The following is a 14,322-nucleotide window of genomic DNA, read 5'->3' as shown; positions in this document are numbered from 1 at the left end:
ATTTATCCCCTCCCTTTTTGTATATCTTGAAGAATTTTTTGTGAAGTCTTATCGAACGATTCCGCTTTTTTGCTATACATCATACATAACGACCACGTCATAACAAATTGTGCGAAAGCAAAGATCCACGCCCATGTAACATCTCCAAACGCTGGTGTATTCAACACTTTTGAATAAGAAGTCAAAAGCGGCAGAGCAATAAAAAAGCTTAAAAAGAAAATGCTCATCGGAACAATAAATTTCCGCTTCTTTTCTAACAATGCTTGAAATTCCGCTGACTGGACGACTTCTGTATAATTCACCTCACTTTGTAACTTGCGTGCTGAACTATCATCTCGTTTCATTTCCCCTGTCCCCTCTCCCTCATTCTTTAAATCAAGTTCCCCCTCACAAACAGAAAACTAAATTTTATAAATATTCAGAAACTTACATTTATTTTAGACAATCTTTGCTTCTCTGCACAGATTTTTCGATAGACATTTTTCGTCATATTTCCCCAATTTTTTAATATATTTTTTTAAAATAAAAAGAAGTGCTCATCGCACCACTTTCTTGTCCTTCTCTTTTTCTAAGTTACGTGCCGTCCTACTTAATTCAACATCTTTTCCGTTTTTATAAGTTCCAAATAAGAAATCATAAACTGGATTCGACACACCAAACCAATAATTTTCATTTTTATAATGATGCAAAATATGTTGTTTTTTTAGCCATCTACCAAAACCAGTCAAAGGACGGATTGGTCTATGAGCTATATAATGTTTCCATTCATAGACGAGCAACATGATAATCATCCCAATTCCAAATGAAAATGTAATCGTTATATTACTTGTAAGTCCATACAGAATGAACAAATAAATTGCAAATCCTGTCATGCTATACCATACTGGTAAAAATAATAGCTTTAAATCATCCGGGTACACATGGTGATCATAATGTAATCTCTTTAACATTTTTAGTAAAAATGGATTTTTAGGAGGTTTCATATGAAATAAAAACCGATGTGTTATATACTCATTGATTGTATAAAAAACGATTCCCGCAAGACATGATAGAATCGCCACCCCTGTAAATAATTGCATTTTCAAAATAATGATAAACAATATAAATACTCCAAACACAATCATAATATCATGTTGGAAAAAGAACTCCTTCATCACCCTTTTCATTCATCCTATCCCCTTTCTTAGAAAAAACAGCCCTAACATATCGTTACGACTGTTTTCATTCTATCTATCTTATTCTCTTTTACTCACAAATTTGCTTGCTGTTCTATTGTAGAGAAAAAATTCTGTGAACCAAATATATTTTGTTTCGGTATAATATGTTCAACTGCAAAGACAGTGACTTCACCTCTCTGTACTTCTCCAATAATCAGTCCCAGCATTGCATGATTTACAGCAAATGTTGGCTGCTTTGTTTGAAGTAGTCTTTCAACAGTTTGAAGAACGGCCTCATATAAAGGGTCCCTATCCGTTACTTCTTTTCGGATTTTTGGTGCTAATGTAATGATAATTTCTTTTCCATTAACTGTGGTTCGATACATAAAAATCTCCCCTTCAATCTTATATGAACAACTGTAAAGCTTTATACGCAAAATGAATCGAATACCCGACTAAGATAAAACCAGCTCCCGCTGTAATATAACCGAGCGCCTTTGGCTTAAGCAATGTGCGTCCAAAATGAACAGAAAAGGCAATATTTAAATTCCATAAAATAATGCCACCAATTATGCAAAGACTATATAAAAAGGCCTCTTGTTTTGTTACTTTCGTGAGCAGTGAACTAAGCGTACTCCCATATACACCAAACCAAAAGACAAGATTTAACGGATTAGATACCGCAATTAAAAATCCTGCCATAAAGGATTGACGAAGTCCACCTACCTCTTCTTGTTTATATTCCATATTTGAATGTAAAATTCCTTGTTTTACACTTTGAAATCCTAAATAAAACAATAAGAAAAAACCTATACAATACATAAATGCTTGTACATATGTATACATAAATACAGAAGATAATCCAAAGTAAATAAGCAACATAAATAAAATATCTGCACTCATGCCTCCTATCCCAACAAGCCAAGCATGCCAAAACCCACGTTCAATCCCTCTTTTTAACATTTCAATATTAATTGGCCCTACTGGTGCCGCTAATGAAATTCCTAGTATAAATTGCTGTATAATTGCTCCAAACATCGCTCTATCCTTTCTATATCGTTTTACTATTAGCTAATGTAAATAGTACTAAAAATAGACTAGCTTTTATAAAAAATATACATATATAAAATGCCCTTTTTTATCCAAAACATGCAAAAAAGCCATCCTTAATGATGGCTTTCATTTTAGTACTTTATGATGAAATGGACATTTCCCTTCGATTGGTTCGATGTCATCTCCAATAAAATATTGTTTCCATTCCTGATGATTTGGATCACCATAGTGACTAATATTGGGATGTTTCGGCAGCCGATCCCACTTTTCCACTCGTTCTCTAACCGTTTGTCTGGAATATGCCCCTTTCGGTCGATCTCCTTCTAATCCATCAAATATGATCCGTGGCTGAAATCCTATAATGAGCGAATTTCCTAAATGCCTCGTTTTTCTCTGTTTATAGGCAGGAGCATTCCCAAATGCAAACATCGGCTCACCACCAAATGAAAATTCCCATAAGTAATGATCTGGATTTTTTGGAATTTGCTCTGGCCATGGCTTTTCATCCTTTTCATGTAAATATTGTAGCACTCTCCAAAAGTACGTGCGGTAATATTCGAGCGATCTCTCTTCACACTCTGGCTCAACAAAAAGAAAAAAACCTCTTCTTACAACTGGTCGCTCATTCATTAACTGTAAAAAAGAAAACAGAGTCTTGGGTAAATGACTCCAATCATCCTGAGATAAAAACGAGTAACGAAGTTCATTTTTCTTTAAGGCCGTTAAGCCAAAATAGCACGGAAAAGTTGGCTCTAATACAACATTAGAAAAATTCTCAAATTCTTTTGAAACCCAACTTGGTATATCACCCCTAGTTTTAATTTCTTGATTATCTAACAAATAAGACTTACTCATTCTCTCACCTCATTATGTACAGCATTCATTTAAGCATATTAAGAATAAAAGTTGTCCTATACCATTTTAAAAACTTGTGTGAAAAATTATTTAAAAATACAAAAAGATAAAACCGCTTACTTGACTAAAATCTACCATTTCGTGTATATTTAAAATATCATTTAGCAGAATATTCGATAATATAGCATTTTCAGTTTTATGAATTCGCAAATATTTCAAATGAAATTCACTAAATGAAAAAGGAATCGTTTTTTAGGAGGAATTGTAACATGCAAGGAAAAGTAAAATGGTTTAACAACGAAAAAGGTTTTGGATTTATCGAAATTGAAGGTGCTGACGATGTATTCGTACATTTCACAGCTATTCAAGGCGAAGGCTACAAAGCTTTAGAAGAAGGTCAAGAAGTATCTTTCGACATCGTTGAAGGAAACCGTGGACCACAAGCTGCTAACGTAGTAAAACTTTAATCCAACATATAACAGGAGGTTACCTTATTTGGTAACCTCCTTTGTTATTCCTTTGTATATTTCCTTTTTACAGAGTAAAAACTATGTGAAATGTGACAGAATACAAAGGAGGAATCGACAATGGGTTCACATGTAAATGATTTTGAAGAAGTAAAATTCCGCGTAGAAACAGCACAAAAAATGGTAGGTTCTGCAACAATTACAATGGATCCTGAATCACTGCAGCACGCGACAACTGCAGTAGAATCTGCACGCTCTCAGCTTGAAACAATGAAATCTGTTGCAACAGATTTAGACGAGCCTTTCTTAATGAATGAAGAAAAAAAACTAAGCCTATGCGAACACCAATTGAAAGAAGCTAAGCATTAAAAAAACATCCAGAGCTACCTCTGGATGTTTTTTATGATAATTGATTGCCATATTCTTTTAACTTCGCTCCCACTGTGCATTGCCGAATACAAAAAGAATGGGCATAGTACTTACTTTGTGTTTTTCTATAGTGTTCTTGTAAAAAACATCCTTCACAATACGTCTCTAATAAATCATTTACCTCTATAATGAGCTGCTTCTTATTCACCAGTGCACCTCTCTATTCTGTTACTTCCTTATGACTATCGATCGGTGTCCCTTCCAATGCTTGCGCGGCCAATTGATGTGCTTCTTTATTTTGTTTTCTTGTTACTGGCTCACAGACAAGCTTCAATTTCATTTGCTTTGCTTTTTGTTCAATTTGATCTAAATAGTGATTCAAATGTTCATCATAGCATGGCCACTGTCCAGCTAATTGCTGAAGTACGACTTGAGAATCACCATAAAGCGTAACTGATTCATATTTGATTCCTAATTCTTCCAATACATCCATTCCATATAATAACGCTGCATACTCTGCCTCATTATTATCATATATACCTTCTATGTAAGCATTTCGACGAACACGATACACTTTTTTCCCTTTTTTATAGTACACGCATATTCCAAGTCCCGCCTCTTTCGTTTCGATGTCATACCCTCCATCAAAGTAAATGCGAATTTCTTGCGGATCTTCTTCCACTTGTTTACTCAATTTTTTCATTTCTTTCAGCGTCCATTCCGCGCCCATTTCATCGTAAAATACGAGTTCTTTTACTCTTCCCGTTTTCTCAAAATCCACTGCAAATTGGAGAGCTTCTTCTATACTCATATAATCTGTTATTAATTCTGTTTGAAGACCATGTTTTGTTTTATACAACCAATTCATTTTATACTTCATACTATTTTCCCCTTATATAAGACTTCATATTTTTATTTTATTATATTTTACCAAGAGTCACAGTATTATATGCGAATGAATCAAATCATATTGTAAGTAACTACCATTATCTGAACTTAACTTAGACTGCTCTCCTAACTCACAAGAAAGAGGAGAGTCTGTATGATTAGAGGGGCTTCATCCTCCATCAAAGTCCTTTGAACTCCTCAAAATTTTGAGATAAAGTGAAACTTCCATCAGTGGGGTTTTTCTTCCTCCTCCACTGATGGTTAACCAATCGGGCTTTTACGAGCAGTTATCCCCCGCCTATCTTCCTCATTTCTCTCTGGATCTTGAGGTAGGGATCTTACTGTCCGTTAATGCGGGATAAAATGAAACTTTAATCAGTCCTCACAAATCGGGATAAAGCGATTACTTATAGAAATACTAACTTAAATTTAGCCCTTATCCTCTTCGAAAACAAAAAAGAAAATTCAGTCACGTGTTATAGTAATGAAAAAACTATCAATTCTAACATCACAATCATTAAAGTTCCTAATCCAACAAATGCAATTTTTTTCTGAATCTCGGTTTCTTTACTGCTATTAAATATACTGAGAGAACTTACTTATATACAAATAAAGAGGCTACCCAATCCTTTCGATTTGGTTCAGCCTCTTTATTTATTACATCACCTTTTCAAATTGCACTCGTTTATTAATCCAATACATAACAGGCATACCTTTACGTGGGATGATGGTTTCGAACCACGTGATTCGTTTTTAAACAACAATTTTATACTGTACGCAATAGCAAACCATTCGTCAATAGATTCCTACCATCCACTACCCTTTTTCTTATAGACCACGTATAATACAGGATATGAAAGATTTAGGAGGTTTCACTTCATGACAGCAACAATTCAAAATGAAAAAGTGATCGTTTCCATCTCTGAAAAAGGTGCAGAGTTACAAAGCGTCCGCTTAAAAGAAGATAACACAGAATATATGTGGCAAGGTGATCCTAACTATTGGGGGCGCCGTGCACCAATTTTATTCCCAATTGTTGGTAGGTTAGTGAGCGATACATATTATGTAGATGGTAAACCGTATTCATTAACACAACATGGTTTCGCCCGTGACCTTACATTTTCAGTAACAGAACAAAGTGAAACAAAGATTACATATGCAGCCACTAGTAATCAAGAAACTTTACAAAAATATCCGTACGAGTTTGAGTTACGTGTTTCTTATGAACTAGACGAGCAAAATATACATATTACTTATGAAGTTATCAACCCTACTTCAAAAGAAATGTTCTTTTCTATCGGAGCACATCCAGGCTTCAATTGTCCTTTAGTAGAAGGTGAATCATTTACAGATTACCATTTATCATTTAATGGCCCTGAATATTTAGAAACAAGCGTTCTAGAAGGACCATTTCTTTCACAAGAAAAACAACTAATGGTTGAAAACAAGGCAGAATTACCACTTACATACGATTTATTCAAAAATGATGCCCTTATTTTTGAAAATATGAATACAAATGAAATTTCCATTCGCTCTCATAAACATAATAAGTTTGTAAAAGTAGCATTTGAAAGTTTCCCATTCGTTGGTGTGTGGACACCAGGAAATGACGCTCCTTTCTTATGTATCGAACCGTGGTATGGAATTGCTGATGAGGTAGAAGCAGCTAAAGATTTCAAAGAGAAAAAAGGCGTACAGTCCTTACAAGCAAATGAAACGTTTACATGTCGCTACAGCATTACAATTGGATAAAGTGCATTTTTCATATTCTATCCCCCGCCCCTAGAGATTTTTAGGCGGGGTGATTACTATCAGCTAACGCTATATAATAATGGAGGTATTCAATTTTGATTGAAGTATATATTGATGGTGCATCAAAGGGAAATCCAGGCCCTTCTGGCGCTGGAATTTTTATTAAAGGTGTGCAGCCACCTGTGCAATTATCACTGCCACTTGGAATCATGTCCAACCATGAAGCTGAATATCATGCATTACTGACCGCATTAAAATATTGCATGGAACATAATTATAGCATTGTATCTTTTCGCACAGATTCACAGCTTGTTGAACGTGCTGTAGAAAAAGAATATGCAAAAAACAAAACGTATGCACCACTTTTAGAAGAAGCACTAGCGTACATCAAAAGCTTTGATCTTTTCTTTATAAAGTGGATTCCAAGTAGTCAAAACAAAGTTGCCGATGAATTAGCAAGAAAAGCCATTTTACAAAATTAATGGGGGTTTTAGTGTGAAAAAAGGATGGATTGCTCCTCTCGCTTTATTATTTGTCTCCTTTATTTGGGGAGCCACATTTGTTGTCGTTCAAAATGCAATGTCATTTGTTGGGCCATTTACTTTTAATGGTGTTCGCTTTTTATTTGCTGGAATCATTTTATTATTTGTCCAATTTATATTCTCGAAAAAAACTTCAAAACAAGAAGTTCAACATAGTAGCATTGCTGGTTTAATTATCGGATTTTTCTTATTTATCGGTTATTTATTACAAACATTTGGATTACTCTATACCACTTCTTCTAAAGCAGGATTTCTAACTGGACTCAGCATTGTTATGGTTCCGATTCTTTCATTTATCTTTTTAAAACAAAGAGTTACACCTTTTATCATACTTGGCATTACTGCTGCAACAGCAGGCTTATATTTACTAACCGCTGGTGATTCTTTTCAATTGAATATTGGTGATATACTTGTTCTCGGCTGTGCAATTGCTTTTGCAGCCCATATTCTCATTAACGGAGTCTTTTCTAAAAAAATATCCCCTTTATTATTAAGTACAGCTCAAGTATTATCCGTTGGAATTTTCTCTTCTATCTGTGCTTTTTTATTCGAGGACTGGAAAAAGTTATTTTCAATCTCTTTATGGACGAATTCTGCTTTTTTATTTGCTCTACTTGCAACATCCGTGTTCGCAACATCCATCGCTTTTTTTATTCAAACAGCTGCGCAAAAACATACCTCTCCAACGAGAGTTGCCATTATTTTTGCAATGGAACCTGTCTTTGCTGCATTAACAGGTGTTCTTGTCGCAAACGAACAGCTTTCTATTCCTTCAGTACTTGGTTGCCTTTGTATTTTCTTAGGCATGATCTTCGTTGAACTTCCTTCAAAAGCAAAAAAAGAAGCGCAGGCTGCGTGAAGTTACGCTTGTAACGTCCGCATAAAAGCCTTTGCGCTTTTTTTATCGGTAATTTTCTCTTCCTTCAAACGCTCTAATAAAGCGATAAAATAACTACCATCAAACTGTAATTGATGTTTAATTGTTGCTTCAATCGCTGCATTCACAAGCCCATCAGATGCACCCGTATATCCTTGACCAAACCTAATAAACCCTTGTGCATCCTCTGATAATTTAAATCCTTTTGTGTGTAAGAATGAAAGATAATCTTGTACCGTTTGCATGCTGTTCCCACCTACCAAAAAATTCTCCACTTCCTATCATACATGTTTTTAGGCTTTATGAGAATGACTTTTCCTTGACAATCTCTCTTAGATTTCTTGATTTCCTAAAAGATAAAAACAACACTAATTACTTCACTAATTTTCACTTTCTCTCCTTGGTTATATTGTAAGGTATTACATGATGTGAAGATCAATAAAGAAAATGAAATAATTCCCTTATATAAAAAGGATTCATCTACAGCATCACGAAATAAATAAAGTGTGACTTTAATCAACGGGAATTTTCTTTATTCCGTACCTGTCTCTCTATCTATATTCTAAACATCGAGACAAACTTATTACCTACAAATCACGAAATAAAAAGGAGAAATATAATGAAACAAGCTCTATTAATTATTGATGCTCAACAAGAACTTATTGATGGAAACGAGCAAGAATCTGCAGTATTTCATAAAGAGCAATTATTAACGAACATAAATATAGCCATTCAAAAAGCAATTCAATCCAATGCTCTTATTATTTTCGTCAGAGATACTGATGTTGCTTCTGGTATGGGGAAAGGATTTCAAGTACATGAGGAACTCAGAATTCCGCATGCAGCACAAATCATAGACAAACAAGCCACCAATTCATTTTATAACACCTCTTTACATGCCATTTTAAAAGAGAAAGAAATTGGTCATCTCGTTATAGGCGGCTGCAAAACCGAGCATTGTATTGATACTGCCGTTAGAACAGCAACTGTACAGGGATTTGATGTCACTTTAATTAAAAATGGGCATTCCACGAATGATTCTACGATTTTATCAGCCAAAAAAATTATTGAACATCATAATAAAACACTACATGGCCATTATAATGTCGATCATTTTTCTGTTGTTAGAGATGTCGAAGAAGATCTATTTTCCCCTATTCATAATCAATATCGAGAATAGAAAAATCACATTTATAAATTAAAAAGATTCCTTTTTTAAAAGGAATCTTTTTAATTTATAAATATCTGTGCAGCAATTCCATATAATTCACCATTTCTTTTCAAAAATTGAGTGCTGTTTTTCAACATAATTGGCGGTTGATTTACCTTTTGAAATCCAACTGTCTCGAGCACTGTCATAAAAAATTCTTTTCCTTCTAGTACATCAATTCTAAGTCTTCCTTTATAATCTTTTGCCAAATGATGAACAATTGTAGTTGCGATATGATCATTCAGCGCGACAATTGGTCCTATAATTCTATTTTCTGGAGTTTGTACGCTCATTCCATATCCCACAATATAATTTTCTTTGTCTTTTACAACTATACATTGCTCAGATTGTTCAATTCTTCTCTGTATAAAATTACTTCTATTTACCCCGAAAGCGGCTTCATCTAACTTCACAATCCCATTACTATCTCCCTTATCATAATCCATAAAAATATGTTGCTCATTTCTATCGTAATCTTTAGGAATTACATACTGATTACATATATACTTTGAAACTTTAATCAGTGGGGGTTTTCTTCATCCACCACTGATTATTAGCCCTCACCAATCGTTTTTTTTACGGGCAGCCCGATCCCCACCTACCTTCCTCGTTTTTCTTTGAATCTTGAGGTGGAGATCTTACTGCCCACGAATAGCAGGATAAATAAGGAAGAACTCTATTATTCTTGCTTATTGATAATTTGTGCTAAATCCATAAAAAAGCTTAATGATTCAGGATTGACCATGGAACCTTGATTGACTACCTTTTCTGCTGGAAACCCTAATAGAATTTTTCGAATTGGAACTTCTAATTTCTTTCCACTCAATGTTTTTGGAATTTGCTCTACTACGTAAACTTCATCAGGGACAAATCGGGGTGAAACCTTTTGTTTTATTTCAGCTTTTATTGCTTCTTTTAGATCATTACTCATATTCACTCCAGGTTTTAACACAACGAATAGCGGCATAAATGATTTACGTCCAAGGAGCTCTAAATCTACTACTAAACTCTCCATAATGGCATCCAGGGACTCAACTATACGATAGATTTCGCTCGTCCCTAGACGTACACCTAGCCGATTGATCGTAGAGTCTGATCGCCCGAAGATAACACAGCTCCCTTTATCATCAAATTTGATCCAATCACCATGTCGCCAAATCCCTGGATACATCTCAAAATAACTTTCAAGATAACGCTTATTATTGTCATCTCCCCATAAATATATAGGCATAGATGGCATTGGAGAAGTTATAACCAACTCTCCAACTTCATTAGTAATCGAATTCCCTTCATCATCAAATGATTGTACGTTTGCACCTAAAGAACGAGTTTGTATTTCACCTGCGTAAACAGGCAATATAGGAGAGCCACCAACAAATGCAGTACATACATCCGTTCCTCCACTGGTCGAAACAAGCCATACATCTGTTTTCACATTTTCAAATAAAATCCCTTCAGAGTTATAAATGAAGGGATCTCACAGAAAATTTCATCTTATTCAATTACTGGATAGACGATACGATACATGCCTTTTTTCAATTTTTTCCTCTATTTCTCTTAAATTCTCTTTATCACTTAATAATAATTGTTTATTCTCTATCAATAATTGTTTAAAGGATTTTCTTATTTTTTTTCGCATGTTTTTTCCTCCTTCATGATTACAAATAAATTATCAAAGGATCATTTATATAAAAGATAAGTAATTATCTGTGTAGTCTTATAATAAAAGATTCGTGTGAAATCTATTTGAATTCCAAATGAAAACTAAGTATTTTTTCTGATAACTTTATCGATTAAAAGAAATCACATAAAAAATAACGCCTAATCAAAATATATTTGATCAGACGTTATCTATAGTTGTAAGCAATCTCCCTAGCATTGCTTTTACAGCATATTTATAAATATTTCAGGTCTTCCCCAGTTCATTTGGTCGCAAACAAATCGTACTTTCTCTTCATCAATTGTATGCAGTCCTTCTTCTAGCAAGCATGAAATCGGAACTTCACAATGAATTTGTGCTAATTGTAATGATATGTTTAAATTCTCCAAATCATTTTCAATTTTTGTACGCTGTGCTTTTGTTAATGCCACTATATTTTCTAATACTGCCGCTACGGTTCCGTGTTCTTGAATTAGTTTATACGCTGTCTTTTCGCCAATTCCTTTTACACCTGGATAATTATCACTCGTGTCCCCCATAAACGCTTTTGCATGAACGATTTGCCAAGGTTCTACACCCTTTTCTTCCCTAATCTTCTCTGGCGTATAATACTCATAGTTTCCAATACCCTTACGAAGAAGCATTACCGTAACATTTGTATCAACAAGCTGTAATAAATCTGTATCACCTGTTAAAATATATACTTCTGCCTCACTAGCGTATTCTTTTGCCAACGTACCAATACAGTCATCAGCCTCATAGCCTTTCAGTCCAATTACAGGAATAGATAACTTCGATGTCATCTCTTGCACGAGATCAAATTGCGGAATCAATTCTTCTGGTGGTGCTGCACGATTTGCTTTATAGTTTGAGAAAGATTCTGTTCGGAATGTCGTACTTCCCATATCCCAGCACGTTACAATATGCGTCGGTTCAATCGCTTGCGCCGCTGTTAATAAATGTTTCATATAACCATGAATCCCGTTTGTTGGGGTACCATCTTGTCGTTTCATAAATTGGCCGTAAACACTTGTTGCGTAAAAAGCACGAAATAATAGTGCCATGCCATCAACTAACAATACTTTTTTCATAATTCCTCTCCTACTAACAAAAAATAATAACCTCACGTTATCACGTAAGGTTATATAAATAGATTACCATTCTACGTTTCTGTTCAACTTTATCTATTATACAATGTTTTCATATATTTAGCACCATTAACAGCTCAAGATGTTTGGCTACAGCATGTATGAAGCAATCCAGAATACGTGTTTTTACCTGTTGAAACGACCACAGCCTTCGCAGTTCCGTTTACAATATGTGTACCTTTAAAACATACATTTTCAAGTTGAAGTGGATTGTAGTCTTTCATACGTTTTAATGGAATAAAACGTTTGCGTTCAAGGTGATAACAGCTTTCAAATTTCTCTACATTTATTTCTTTCCCTGTTAACACCGATTCATTTACTAGCAAATCTTCCGCATAAACAATACGTACATCAGCTGGAACTGTATCACCTGCTGAAAGAAAAACCATATCCCCTGGAACTAGCTCCTCAACTGGAAGTTTCATTATTCTTGATTCACTATTCATACCTACATTTGTACATCCTTCTACTCTAGAAACGGTAACCGTCACAATCTCACACTGATTTTCATTATGAACACGTTGCTTTACAAATCCAGGAATCATTTCGCCTAATTTCATCATTACATCCGAAAGAATTGCTCGCTTTGAAGATAATTCATTTTTTCCGTACACGTGAATACGTTTCTGTGCTTCTTTAATAGAAAGACCATCTCTTGTTGTTTTAAAATAAGCAAATACAGATTTCACATCTCTCGTTGCAATTTCAATTAACAAGTCTCTATTTTGTTTTAACATAGATTGTTCTTTCATTATTTTTTTACTTTGTTTATAAGAAGTGTTACCCACAAGTTTGTTTACATATAACATATTATCGTCTCCTCCTTTATAACATAGGAAGAAACGCTTTGTTTCTCAATTTATCTCACTTTAACAATGGATATTCCTAAACTCAGTTAAAGTGTCTATGCTCAACTCATAATTATTTCAGCACATAACTATAAGCTGACCGCTATTTTAGTGATAAATTATAGAGGGAGGAACAAGTCGTTTCCTGCCTACATCATATATTTTTGTTTTGCAGTATATGGGTAACGGAACCGAGTCAGAATTTGACATGCTCCTCACCTCCTCTTTCATTTTTTAGTCAGTATTTATACTATGGAAATGGTCATAGTTTGTTAATAAAAAGACCTCTACTCATAAGCGAGTAAAGGTCATTACATACATAAATAAGCGATTCCTAATAAACATAGAAATCTGCGAACCTCTCCCTCGCCGAGTTTTAGCACTGTATAGCATAGGTACGTTACCAGCTACATTAAGAAAAACCTTAATTCGATCATTCCTGTTGACCCATTGGCGTCTCTCGACATTTTTGGGCAGTAGCATTTCTCTATACAGGAGCCTCACCTAACAGAGACTTATTTTTTTATTATATAAAAAATGTTACTCCTATTTAAAATAGATGTCAACACCTTGGATTCAAACTTTTCCTTATTACAACAAGTATTTCCTAGAAAATGAATCGAATAGAAGCACGCCTATTCTAGTACTAATTGTTTAAGATTTTGTATGCTTCTCTTCTCAAGATTACACGCTTGGAGAAAGTAGGTTTCAATATCTCCATACATTTCTACAATTTCATGATAAACCTCATCTAAATATTCACATCACACTTCTAGCATTGGCTTGATCCGCTCTGGTGAAGCTTAAAATAAACTCAATCACAGATTAAGAAAAACATTTCTCCCCATCTGTAACTCTCTTTAAAGTGTTATTTATTTTCATATTTATTTCGATATACAGCTTCATATTAGGCTCTACTATGTTGTCTTGAAGTAACTTGATATTAGGAATTCATACACTCTTGAACCAGTAGTTAGCCCAAATCTTCTTTTAACTTTTGGGCTAACTACTACAACTAAGTCACCATTAGATCCAGTTGACTCAAAACTTTGGTTATTTGGTCCAAATTTATTTAGTTTTGACGAAACTATAATATAAGCATCTATAGGGCCAATCCCTTTTTTGACTGCTTCTCCCGACACAAAAAATGTTTTCACATCCATATATAAAATATCTCTTCTTGGTAACTGGCTACAATCTATCTCATTTAGAAATCATTTTCGAACCACTTTACATGCTGCTTTTCTTCAACGTTCCTTGCATTTGATTCTTTAATAGTTATGGTTCCTTCATTGGAAAGTATAAAAATTAGTTCTTCAAAAAAAACAACAATTAGACCTTCGATGCTAGAAGACATTTCTGCCACGCGAGTTTTAACATTTCTACAATAACTTTTGGACTCTGTTCTTCTTTTGGTGCAAACGTTATTCTTTTTATCTGGAGATAAAGCTTCGATATGTTCTAAAAGAAACATACCTTTCCCCTTCATCATCCCT

At 34.4% G+C, this 14,322-nt stretch carries 20 protein-coding genes, 3 pseudogenes and 1 riboswitch; of the genes and pseudogenes, 6 read left to right on the top strand and 17 right to left on the bottom strand.

The window, feature by feature from the left end:
- Positions 1–2 precede the first annotated feature (2 nt).
- From ACM6HU_RS00615 to ACM6HU_RS00595, 5 genes are all read right to left on the bottom strand, one after another.
- A complete protein-coding gene (locus tag ACM6HU_RS00615; RefSeq protein ID WP_016114183.1) occupies positions 3–344 on the bottom strand; it encodes a DUF485 domain-containing protein in 342 nt (113 codons plus the stop codon).
- A 192-nt stretch (positions 345–536) separates the two neighbouring features.
- Positions 537–1,166 carry a sterol desaturase family protein gene (locus tag ACM6HU_RS00610; protein ID WP_016114182.1) on the bottom strand — a complete coding sequence of 210 codons (630 nt, stop codon included), beginning with the start codon at positions 1,164–1,166 and terminating at the stop codon, positions 537–539.
- An 83-nt stretch (positions 1,167–1,249) separates the two neighbouring features.
- The gene (locus ACM6HU_RS00605) at positions 1,250–1,543 is read right to left on the bottom strand and encodes a hypothetical protein (protein WP_016114181.1); all 294 of its coding nucleotides are present in this window, start codon (positions 1,541–1,543) and stop codon (positions 1,250–1,252) included.
- A gap of 19 nt (positions 1,544–1,562) precedes the next feature.
- Positions 1,563–2,195: a LysE family transporter gene (locus ACM6HU_RS00600; RefSeq protein WP_016114180.1), complete on the bottom strand. Its 633-nt coding sequence runs from the start codon at positions 2,193–2,195 to the stop codon at positions 1,563–1,565.
- Between the two features lie 141 nt (positions 2,196–2,336).
- Positions 2,337–3,065: a YqcI/YcgG family protein gene (locus tag ACM6HU_RS00595; protein ID WP_016114179.1), complete on the bottom strand. Its 729-nt coding sequence runs from the start codon at positions 3,063–3,065 to the stop codon at positions 2,337–2,339.
- Positions 3,066–3,334: 269 nt separating this feature from the next.
- Between ACM6HU_RS00595 and cspB the strand changes: the two genes are divergently transcribed.
- Positions 3,335–3,532, top strand: coding sequence for a cold shock-like protein CspB (gene cspB, locus ACM6HU_RS00590; RefSeq protein ID WP_003196492.1), 198 nt, complete (start codon positions 3,335–3,337; stop codon positions 3,530–3,532).
- Between the two features lie 120 nt (positions 3,533–3,652).
- The gene (locus ACM6HU_RS00585; protein ID WP_003206638.1) at positions 3,653–3,901 is read left to right on the top strand and encodes a DUF2564 family protein; all 249 of its coding nucleotides are present in this window, start codon (positions 3,653–3,655) and stop codon (positions 3,899–3,901) included.
- A gap of 31 nt (positions 3,902–3,932) precedes the next feature.
- On the opposite strand, the gene ACM6HU_RS00580 is transcribed toward ACM6HU_RS00585, so the two are convergent.
- Both ACM6HU_RS00580 and ACM6HU_RS00575 read right to left on the bottom strand, forming a co-directional pair.
- Complete coding sequence (locus tag ACM6HU_RS00580) at positions 3,933–4,109, bottom strand: zinc-finger domain-containing protein (RefSeq protein ID WP_003196489.1); 177 nt, start codon at positions 4,107–4,109, stop codon at positions 3,933–3,935.
- Between the two features lie 12 nt (positions 4,110–4,121).
- Entirely contained in the window at positions 4,122–4,781 is a 660-nt protein-coding gene (locus tag ACM6HU_RS00575; RefSeq protein WP_016114178.1) for a ribonuclease H family protein, read from the bottom strand.
- Between the two features lie 887 nt (positions 4,782–5,668).
- On the opposite strand from ACM6HU_RS00575, the gene ACM6HU_RS00570 reads away from it, so the two are divergent.
- The 3 genes from ACM6HU_RS00570 to ACM6HU_RS00560 all read left to right on the top strand — a co-directional run bounded on the left by ACM6HU_RS00570 (position 5,669) and on the right by ACM6HU_RS00560 (position 7,942).
- A complete protein-coding gene (locus tag ACM6HU_RS00570; RefSeq protein ID WP_016114177.1) occupies positions 5,669–6,541 on the top strand; it encodes an aldose 1-epimerase family protein in 873 nt (290 codons plus the stop codon).
- 95 nt (positions 6,542–6,636) lie between these two features.
- The gene (locus tag ACM6HU_RS00565) at positions 6,637–7,023 is read left to right on the top strand and encodes a reverse transcriptase-like protein (RefSeq protein ID WP_016114176.1); all 387 of its coding nucleotides are present in this window, start codon (positions 6,637–6,639) and stop codon (positions 7,021–7,023) included.
- A 13-nt stretch (positions 7,024–7,036) separates the two neighbouring features.
- Positions 7,037–7,942, top strand: a complete 906-nt coding sequence (locus tag ACM6HU_RS00560) for a DMT family transporter (RefSeq protein ID WP_016114175.1) — start codon at positions 7,037–7,039, stop codon at positions 7,940–7,942.
- Between the two features lie 2 nt (positions 7,943–7,944).
- Here ACM6HU_RS00560 and ACM6HU_RS00555 read toward each other — a convergent pair whose 3' ends face one another.
- Both ACM6HU_RS00555 and ACM6HU_RS00550 read right to left on the bottom strand, forming a co-directional pair.
- Positions 7,945–8,205 (bottom strand): DUF6123 family protein, encoded by a 261-nt coding sequence (locus tag ACM6HU_RS00555; protein ID WP_016114174.1) that lies wholly within the window; start codon positions 8,203–8,205, stop codon positions 7,945–7,947.
- Between the two features lie 104 nt (positions 8,206–8,309).
- Positions 8,310–8,480: a hypothetical protein gene (locus ACM6HU_RS00550; protein ID WP_195743264.1), complete on the bottom strand. Its 171-nt coding sequence runs from the start codon at positions 8,478–8,480 to the stop codon at positions 8,310–8,312.
- 99 nt (positions 8,481–8,579) lie between these two features.
- On the opposite strand from ACM6HU_RS00550, the gene ACM6HU_RS00545 reads away from it, so the two are divergent.
- A complete protein-coding gene (locus ACM6HU_RS00545; RefSeq protein WP_003196473.1) occupies positions 8,580–9,140 on the top strand; it encodes a cysteine hydrolase family protein in 561 nt (186 codons plus the stop codon).
- 50 nt (positions 9,141–9,190) lie between these two features.
- On the opposite strand, the pseudogene ACM6HU_RS00540 reads toward ACM6HU_RS00545, so the two are convergent.
- The 8 genes and pseudogenes from ACM6HU_RS00540 to ACM6HU_RS00505 form a co-directional block, all read right to left on the bottom strand.
- A pseudogene (locus tag ACM6HU_RS00540) lies at positions 9,191–9,685 on the bottom strand (GNAT family N-acetyltransferase); the annotation flags it as partial.
- A gap of 164 nt (positions 9,686–9,849) precedes the next feature.
- Positions 9,850–10,617, bottom strand: a pseudogene (locus ACM6HU_RS00535) (AMP-binding enzyme); the annotation flags it as partial.
- Positions 10,618–10,668: 51 nt separating this feature from the next.
- On the bottom strand, positions 10,669–10,809 hold the full coding sequence (locus ACM6HU_RS00530) for an FbpB family small basic protein (RefSeq protein ID WP_016114171.1): 141 nt from the start codon (positions 10,807–10,809) through the stop codon (positions 10,669–10,671).
- Between the two features lie 245 nt (positions 10,810–11,054).
- A complete protein-coding gene (locus tag ACM6HU_RS00525) occupies positions 11,055–11,921 on the bottom strand; it encodes a 5'-3' exonuclease (protein ID WP_016132675.1) in 867 nt (288 codons plus the stop codon).
- A 134-nt stretch (positions 11,922–12,055) separates the two neighbouring features.
- Entirely contained in the window at positions 12,056–12,787 is a 732-nt protein-coding gene (locus ACM6HU_RS00520; protein WP_016114169.1) for a cation-transporting P-type ATPase, read from the bottom strand.
- A gap of 394 nt (positions 12,788–13,181) precedes the next feature.
- A riboswitch (M-box (ykoK) riboswitch) is annotated at positions 13,182–13,345 on the bottom strand.
- A 116-nt stretch (positions 13,346–13,461) separates the two neighbouring features.
- A pseudogene (locus ACM6HU_RS00515) lies at positions 13,462–13,575 on the bottom strand (protein-tyrosine-phosphatase); the annotation flags it as partial.
- A gap of 168 nt (positions 13,576–13,743) precedes the next feature.
- The gene (locus tag ACM6HU_RS00510) at positions 13,744–13,989 is read right to left on the bottom strand and encodes a hypothetical protein (protein WP_016114168.1); all 246 of its coding nucleotides are present in this window, start codon (positions 13,987–13,989) and stop codon (positions 13,744–13,746) included.
- Positions 13,990–14,033: 44 nt separating this feature from the next.
- Positions 14,034–14,300, bottom strand: coding sequence for a hypothetical protein (locus ACM6HU_RS00505; RefSeq protein ID WP_229161510.1), 267 nt, complete (start codon positions 14,298–14,300; stop codon positions 14,034–14,036).
- Positions 14,301–14,322: the final 22 nt, after the last annotated feature.

The sequence above is a fragment of the Bacillus sp. IT-79MI2 genome, assembly GCF_949768135.1.
GTDB lineage: Bacteria > Bacillota > Bacilli > Bacillales > Bacillaceae_G > Bacillus_A > Bacillus_A pseudomycoides.
The sequence above is the reverse complement of the archived record's forward strand: the minus strand, read 5'-3'. Positions and strand labels throughout refer to the sequence as shown.

What these genes read in the sequence shown, in the direction of transcription:
- ACM6HU_RS00600 (WP_016114180.1), bottom strand. Translation starts at nt 2,195, where the DNA reads ATGTTTGGAGCAATTATACAGCAATTTATACTAGGAATTTCATTAGCG.
- cspB (WP_003196492.1), top strand. Translation starts at nt 3,335, where the DNA reads ATGCAAGGAAAAGTAAAATGGTTTAACAACGAAAAAGGTTTTGGATTT.
- ACM6HU_RS00610 (WP_016114182.1), bottom strand. Translation starts at nt 1,166, where the DNA reads ATGAAAAGGGTGATGAAGGAGTTCTTTTTCCAACATGATATTATGATT.
- ACM6HU_RS00545 (WP_003196473.1), top strand. Translation starts at nt 8,580, where the DNA reads ATGAAACAAGCTCTATTAATTATTGATGCTCAACAAGAACTTATTGAT.
- ACM6HU_RS00605 (WP_016114181.1), bottom strand. Translation starts at nt 1,543, where the DNA reads ATGTATCGAACCACAGTTAATGGAAAAGAAATTATCATTACATTAGCA.
- ACM6HU_RS00570 (WP_016114177.1), top strand. Translation starts at nt 5,669, where the DNA reads ATGACAGCAACAATTCAAAATGAAAAAGTGATCGTTTCCATCTCTGAA.
- ACM6HU_RS00575 (WP_016114178.1), bottom strand. Translation starts at nt 4,781, where the DNA reads ATGAAGTATAAAATGAATTGGTTGTATAAAACAAAACATGGTCTTCAA.
- ACM6HU_RS00555 (WP_016114174.1), bottom strand. Translation starts at nt 8,205, where the DNA reads ATGCAAACGGTACAAGATTATCTTTCATTCTTACACACAAAAGGATTT.
- ACM6HU_RS00525 (WP_016132675.1), bottom strand. Translation starts at nt 11,921, where the DNA reads ATGAAAAAAGTATTGTTAGTTGATGGCATGGCACTATTATTTCGTGCT.
- ACM6HU_RS00530 (WP_016114171.1), bottom strand. Translation starts at nt 10,809, where the DNA reads ATGCGAAAAAAAATAAGAAAATCCTTTAAACAATTATTGATAGAGAAT.
- ACM6HU_RS00510 (WP_016114168.1), bottom strand. Translation starts at nt 13,989, where the DNA reads ATGGATGTGAAAACATTTTTTGTGTCGGGAGAAGCAGTCAAAAAAGGG.
- ACM6HU_RS00520 (WP_016114169.1), bottom strand. Translation starts at nt 12,787, where the DNA reads ATGTTATATGTAAACAAACTTGTGGGTAACACTTCTTATAAACAAAGT.
- ACM6HU_RS00585 (WP_003206638.1), top strand. Translation starts at nt 3,653, where the DNA reads ATGGGTTCACATGTAAATGATTTTGAAGAAGTAAAATTCCGCGTAGAA.
- ACM6HU_RS00595 (WP_016114179.1), bottom strand. Translation starts at nt 3,065, where the DNA reads ATGAGTAAGTCTTATTTGTTAGATAATCAAGAAATTAAAACTAGGGGT.
- ACM6HU_RS00505 (WP_229161510.1), bottom strand. Translation starts at nt 14,300, where the DNA reads ATGTTTCTTTTAGAACATATCGAAGCTTTATCTCCAGATAAAAAGAAT.
- ACM6HU_RS00615 (WP_016114183.1), bottom strand. Translation starts at nt 344, where the DNA reads ATGAAACGAGATGATAGTTCAGCACGCAAGTTACAAAGTGAGGTGAAT.